At 74.0% G+C, this 6,446-nt stretch carries 7 protein-coding genes; all 7 read left to right on the top strand.

From position 1 onward, the window contains the following. Positions 1 to 9 precede the first annotated feature (9 nt). The 7 genes from ACIF6L_RS04995 (at position 10) to ACIF6L_RS05025 (ending at position 6,427) form a co-directional block, all read left to right on the top strand. Complete coding sequence (locus ACIF6L_RS04995; protein WP_396486166.1) at positions 10 to 1,422, top strand: condensation domain-containing protein; 1,413 nt, start codon at positions 10 to 12, stop codon at positions 1,420 to 1,422. Between the two features lie 37 nt (positions 1,423 to 1,459). Further along, positions 1,460 to 2,371: an alpha/beta fold hydrolase gene (locus tag ACIF6L_RS05000; protein ID WP_396486189.1), complete on the top strand. Its 912-nt coding sequence runs from the start codon at positions 1,460 to 1,462 to the stop codon at positions 2,369 to 2,371. A 54-nt stretch (positions 2,372 to 2,425) separates the two neighbouring features. Continuing rightward, complete coding sequence (locus ACIF6L_RS05005) at positions 2,426 to 2,698, top strand: acyl carrier protein (protein ID WP_329488959.1); 273 nt, start codon at positions 2,426 to 2,428, stop codon at positions 2,696 to 2,698. A 28-nt stretch (positions 2,699 to 2,726) separates the two neighbouring features. Beyond that, positions 2,727 to 3,815, top strand: a complete 1,089-nt coding sequence (locus ACIF6L_RS05010) for a zinc-binding dehydrogenase (protein ID WP_396486167.1) — start codon at positions 2,727 to 2,729, stop codon at positions 3,813 to 3,815. A gap of 26 nt (positions 3,816 to 3,841) precedes the next feature. Next, the gene (locus tag ACIF6L_RS05015; protein ID WP_329488961.1) at positions 3,842 to 4,390 is read left to right on the top strand and encodes a YbaK/EbsC family protein; all 549 of its coding nucleotides are present in this window, start codon (positions 3,842 to 3,844) and stop codon (positions 4,388 to 4,390) included. Between the two features lie 115 nt (positions 4,391 to 4,505). Continuing rightward, a complete protein-coding gene (locus ACIF6L_RS05020) occupies positions 4,506 to 5,792 on the top strand; it encodes a sensor histidine kinase (protein WP_396486168.1) in 1,287 nt (428 codons plus the stop codon). After that, complete coding sequence (locus tag ACIF6L_RS05025; protein WP_352296467.1) at positions 5,780 to 6,427, top strand: response regulator transcription factor; 648 nt, start codon at positions 5,780 to 5,782, stop codon at positions 6,425 to 6,427. The genes ACIF6L_RS05020 and ACIF6L_RS05025 overlap by 13 nt, the downstream gene beginning before the upstream one ends. Positions 6,428 to 6,446 lie beyond the last annotated feature (19 nt).

The following is a 6,446-nucleotide window of genomic DNA, read 5'->3' on the forward strand; positions in this document are numbered from 1 at the left end:
AGGACGTCGATGTCCAGCCCGCACCCCCTCTCCCACGCGCAGCAGTCGCTCTGGTTCCTCTACCGGCTGGCGCCGGACGCCGCGGTCTACAACACCGGGGTGGCCCTCACCGTCCGCTCCGCCGTCGACCTGCCCGCCCTGGAGCGGGCGATCGAGGCGACCGCCGAGCGGCACGACATGCTCCGCTCGCTCTTCGCCGAGCACGACGGCCGGGCCGCCCGCACCGTCGCCGACCGGCACCCGCTGGGCCTGGAACTGCGCGAGCTGCCGGGGCTGACCGACGAGCGGTTCCGCACCGCGGTGCGGGACGCGCTGCGCGAGCCGTTCCGGCTGGAGCGCGACGGCGCGTTCCGCTTCGTCCTGCTGCGCCGCGGTGCCGAGGACGCCGTCCTGCTGATGGCCGGCCACCACATCGGCACCGACGCCACCTCCAACTGGCTGATCCTGCGCGACCTGCTGCAGAGCTACCGGCGGCTGGTCGACGGCCGGGAGCCCGACCTCGCACCCCTCACCGCGGACTACGACGACTACACGGCCCGGGAACGCGACCTGCTCGGCTCGCCGCGCGGCGCCCGGATGGAGCAGTACTGGCACGATTTCTGTGCCGGGGCGATCCCGGCCGAGATCCCCACCGACCGCCCCCGGCCGACGAGTCCGGGCTACCGCGGCAGCACCCACCACCTGGACCTGAGCGGCCCGCGGGTGGCCGGGCTGCGCGAGCTGGCGCTGGCCGACGGGGTCTCGCTGTTCTCCCTCCTGCTCGGGATCCTCCAGGGGCTGCTGCACCGCTACACCCGGCAGAACGCCTTCCTGGTCGGCGCGCCGACCACCACCCGGCTGAGCCCGGCGACCCGCGAGGTGGTCGGGAACTTCATCAACACCCTGCTGTTCCGGGCCGACCTGGCGCCGGGGGCGAGCTTCCGCGACGCGGCCCGGGCCGCCGACGCGCAGGTCAAGGCGGGCCTCGGCCGGGTCGGTTACCCGTTCGAGCTGCTCACCCGGACGGTCAACCGGCCGCGGACCGGCGCCGGCTCCGCGCTCTGCCGGATCACCTTCAACATGATCGGCACCAGCAGCCCGGACCCGCTGCTGAGGCTGCTCCTGGACGCCGCCGACGGCGCACCGGCCGAGTTCGCCGGACTGCGCATCGCGCCGTTCGAACTCCCTCAGGCAGAAGGCCAGTTGGACCTCGCGGTGAATGTGCGGCAGAGCGTGGACTCGCTGGCCGTCGACTTCCGCTACGACGTCGACCTGTTCGACGAGGCCACCGTCGAGCGGTTCGCCGGCTACTTCGTCCGGGCCGTCGACGCGGCCCTGGCCGACCCGGACGCCGCCGTCGCGCGCCTCACCCTGGTGGACGCGGCCGCGATGGACCGGATGTTCGGCTTCGCCACCGGCGGGGGAGGGCGGCGCGTTGGCTGAGATCGTCCACCGGACCCTGCGGGTGGCCGGCCGGCGGATGCACGTCGCCGAGGCCGGCGAGGGGCCGCTGATCGTGCTGGTGCACGGCTTCCCCGAACTCTGGTACTCCTGGCGCCACCAGCTCACCGGGCTGGCCGAGGCCGGCTACCGGGTGGTCGCCCCCGACATGCGCGGCTACGGCCTCAGCGAGGGCCCCGCCGAGGCCGACCAGTACACCATCCACCACCTGGTCGGCGACGTCGTCGCGCTGATCGGCGCGCTCGGCGCGGACCGGGCGGTGGTGGCCGGGCACGACTGGGGCGCCCAGGTCGCCTGGCACACCGCGCTGATGCGCCCGGACCTGGTCCGCGGCGTGGCCGGGCTGAGCATCCCCTACCGGCCGCGGGCCGGCCTGCCGCCGCTGCCCGCGATGCGACGCGCCATGGGCGAACGCTTCTACATGCTGTACTTCCAGGAACCCGGCGCGGCCGAGCGGGAGCTGGAACGCGACGTGCCCGCCGCACTGCGCCGGCTGCTGGCCGGCACCAGCGGCGGCGCGCCGCCCTTCGACCCGGTCGTGCCGGACGGCGGCGGCTTCCTCGACCTGTACCCGGAGCCCGACCGGCTGCCCGGCTGGCTGACCGAGCCGGACCTCGCCGTCTACGCCGAGGCGCTCGGCGCCACCGGCTTCACCGGCGGCCTGAACTGGTACCGGAACCTGCACCGCAACTGGGAGCTCACCGCGCCGCTCAACAAGGCCGCGATCCAGGTCCCGGCGCTCTACCTGGCCGGTACGGACGACTTCGTGGTCCGCGGCCAGGACCCCGACCGGCTGGCGGACGAGCTGCGGCGCTGGGCGCCCCGGCTGCACCGCAGCGTGCTGCTGCCCGGCTGCGGCCACTGGACCCAGCAGGAGCGTCCCGCCGAAGTCACCGCCGCGCTGGCCGAGTTCGCCGCCTCGCTGGACTGACCGGCGCCCCGTCACCACCCCCACGATTTCCGACCCTCCCGAGGAGTTATCACCATGACCACGTCCATCGAGCAGACCCACGACCTCACCGAGCTGCGCGCCTGGCTCACCGAGCGGGTGGCCTTCTACCTGGAGATCCCGGTCGAGCAGATCCGGCCCGACGTCAAGCTCGTCGAGTACGGCCTGGAGTCGGTCTACGCCCTCGCCCTGTGCGGCGACGCGGAGGACGAGTTCGAGGTCGAGCTGGAGCCCACCCTGGCCTGGGACTACCCCACCATCGACGCCCTCTCCGGACTGCTCGCGGAGAAGATCGCCGAGCGGGCCTGACCCCGCACCGGCAGAGAGGAGGACGACCATGCGTGCCGCCATCACCCGTGGGGGCGCACTCGTCGTCGAGGAGGTCCCGGACCCGGTGCCGCAGGCCGGACAGGTGCTGGTCCGCACCCTGGCCTGCGGCATCTGCGGCTCGGACCTGCACGCCCTCGACGACCCCGAAGCGTTCGGCGACGTCATGCGCCGCACGGGCGGGAGCACCCACGACATCCGCGAGGGACTCGTGCTCGGCCACGAGTTCGCCGCCGAGATCGTCGACTACGGCCCGGGCACCGTCCGGGCCCTGCCGCCCGGCACCGTGGTGTGCGGCCCGCCGATCGGCTTCGGACCGCAGGGCAGCGGGATCATCGGCTACACGCCGGCCTTCCCCGGCGGCTTCGGCGAGTACATGCTGCTCTCCGAGGCCTTCACCATGCCGGTGCCCAACGGGCTCGACCCGAAGACCGCCGCGCTCACCGAGCCGTTCTCGATCGCCGCCCGGGCCGTCCGGCGGGCCGAGGCGGCCCCCGGCTCGGTCGCCGTGGTGATCGGCCTCGGCCCGGTGGGCCTGGGCATCGTCGCGGTGCTCAAGGCCAGGGGCCTCGGCCCGGTCGTCGCGGTGGACTTCTCGCCGCGCCGCCGGGCCCTCGCCGAGCGACTCGGCGCCGACATCCTGATCGACCCGGCCGTCGAGTCCCCGTACGACCGCTGGACCTCGCTCGGGGTGATCCCCGGAATGATGGACCGGATGGCCGCCGAGTACCGGGGCGTGCGGATCAAGGACGCCGTCATCTTCGAGTGCGTCGGCACGCCCGGCATGCTCGCCCGGGTCGTGGACGGGGCACCGGCCGGCGCCCGCATCGTGCTCGTCGGCGTCTGCCTGCGCCCGGACACCTTCGACCCCGGCGTGGCCGTCGGCAAGGAGCTGGACATCCGCGGCTCCTTCGGCGGCAGCCCGACCGAGTACCGCCAGACCCTGCGCGACATCGCGGAGGGCCGGATCGACGCCGGCGCCGTGATCACCGGGGTGACCGGCCTGGACGGACTGGCCGGGGCGATCGCAGAACTGGGCGAACCGGACCGCCACGCGAAGATCATCGTCGATCCTTCGCTGGACCGGTTCGTCGTCTGACCCAGCCAACCAAGCGTGGAGGACCAATGCTCGTCGACACGTCCGAACAGTCCGCGGCGGTGGGCCTGCTGGAACGCCCCGACCCGGGCGACCTCGCCCCGCCGTCCACCTACCGACGACTCCTCGACCTGTTCCACCGGGGTGACATCGCCTACCGGCTGATGGACCACCCGCCGGAGGGGCAGACCACGCTCGCCAGCGAGCTGCGGGGCCACGAGCTCTCCGCCGCCGCCAAGTGCATGGTGGTCACCGTCACCAAGGGCGGCCGGCCCGCCCGCCACGTGCTGGCCGTGATACCCGGCGACTGCCGGGTCGACCTCAAGCAGGTCGCCCGGGTGGCCGGCGGCGGCAAGGCGCGGTTCGCCGACCAGGGCGTCGCCGAGGCGCTCGGCGCGACGGTGAGCGGGACGATCACCCCGTTCTCCTTCCACCCGGACCTCCAGGTCCTCGCCGACCCGGCCCTCTTCGACCAGCCGGAGCTGTACTTCAACGCCGCCCGGCTGGACCGGTCGGTCGCGATCAAGTCGGCCGACTACCTGCGGCTGGCCCGCCCCCAGGTGGTCCCGATCACCTGATCACCACAGGGCTCCACACCGGTGGCACTCCTTCTCGACAAGGGGTGCCACCTTCCCTTTTCCCCGGAACGGGCGCGACATGACACTCCTTCGGCCTGCCAACTACGGTGGGCGCATGACAACCGGCACAGCCCCGCGGCGGCTGCTCACCCTCGCGCTCCGCCGCGCGCCGTGGTCGGTGCGGGTCTGGCGGGACATCGTGTTCCTCTGCCTGGGCGTCCCGCTCCAGCTGGCCTCCTTCTCCCTGGTGGCGGTGCCCTGGCTGCTGTTCGTCGAACCCGCCGACGACTGGCTCTACTGGCCGCTGGAGACCACCCAGCTGATGCTGACCGTGGTCGGACCGCTCGCCTTCCTGCTGCTCTCGGTCACCGCCCTGAACGAGGCGCAGCACCGCCGGTTCCGCTACCTGCTCGGCGAGTCGATCCCGCGTGCCGCCCACAGCACGATCCGGCTCAGCTGGCGCGGGCTCGCCACCTCGGTCCGCTCGCAGGCCGCCTGGCGCCAGCTCGGCTACCACGTCCTGGTCGGGCCGGTGCTCGGGCTCGCCGGGCTCGCCGTGCTGGCCGGCTGGCTCTACGCCATCGCCCTGGCCGGCGCGTACGGCTGGATCTGGGCCCTGCCCGAGCAGGTCCGCCAGCGCGCCGCCGTGTTCACCGCCGGCGGCCTGCTGCTCGTCCTCGTGATGCCCTGGGTGACGGCGCTGGTGGTCGGCGCGGACGGCTACCTGGCCCGCCGGCTGCTCGGGCCCAGCCGGGCCGAGCGGCTCGCCGAACGCGTCGACGACCTGACCGAGGGCCGGAACGGCCTGGTGGCCGCCGCCGACGCCGAACGGCGCCGGATCGAGCGCGACCTGCACGACGGCACCCAGCAGCGCCTGGTCGCCCTGGCGATGACCCTCGGCCTGGCCCGGGCCACCCTGACCGACGCCGGGCCGAACGCGAAGGGCGTCATCGACAAGGCGCACCGGGAGGCGCTGGAGGCCATCGCCGAGCTGAAGCACGTCGTCCGCGGCCTGCACCCGGCGGTCCTGGACGACCGCGGGCTGGACGCCGCGCTGTCCGGGGTCGCCGCCCGCGCCCCGCTGCCCGTCGACCTGGCGGTCACGGTGGACCGCCGCCCCGCGACGGCCATCGAGTCCGTCGCCTACTTCGTCGTCGCCGAGGCGCTCAACAACGTCGCCAAGCACGCCCGCGCCGAGCGCGCCGCCGTGCGGGTGGACCGCGTCGCCGACCTGCTGCGCGTCGTCGTCACCGACGACGGTGTCGGCGGCGCCGACCAGAGCCGGGGCACCGGCATCGCCGGCCTCAGCCGTCGCGCCCGCTCGGTGGACGGCACCTTCCGGATATCCAGCCCCGTCGGGGGCCCGACCACCATCACCGTGGAGCTGCCGTGCGCGTCGTGATCGCCGAGGACTCCGTCCTCCTGCGAGTCGGCCTGACCAACGTCCTGGAGACGATGGGCTTCGAGGTCGCCGCCGCCGTCGGCGACGCGGAGGAGGTGCTCCTCGCCGTCGAGAAGCACCGGCCGGACGTCGCCATCCTCGACGTCCGGATGCCGCCCTCGCACACCGACGAGGGCGTGCGGGCCGCGCTGGTGATCCGCCGTCGCTGGCCGGAGACCGCCCTGCTGCTGCTCTCCCAGTACGTCGAGGAGCGCTACGCGGCCGACCTGGTCGCCACCAACCCCAGCGGCATCGGCTACCTCCTGAAGGAACGCGTCGCGCACGTCGAGGAGTTCGTGGACGCGCTGCGCAAGGTCGCCGCCGGCGGCACCGCGCTCGACCCCGAGGTCGTCTCGCAGCTCCTGCTGCGCCGGCAGAGCGGCCCGCTCGACCGGCTGACCGAGCGGGAGCGGGAGGTGCTCGCGCTGATGGCCGAGGGCCAGTCGAACTCCTCCATCGCCGCCGCGCTGGTGATCAGCGACAGCGCCGTCGGCAAGCACATCAACAGCATCCTCACCAAGCTCGACCTGCCCCGCGAGGACGCCGGCGGCCACCGCCGGGTCCGCGCCGTGCTGCGCTTCCTGGAAGGGCGCTGACCGGCTGGGTCCCCGAGCC

This window comes from Kitasatospora sp. NPDC086009 (genome assembly GCF_044540385.1).
Taxonomy (GTDB): Bacteria; Actinomycetota; Actinomycetes; order Streptomycetales; family Streptomycetaceae; genus Kitasatospora.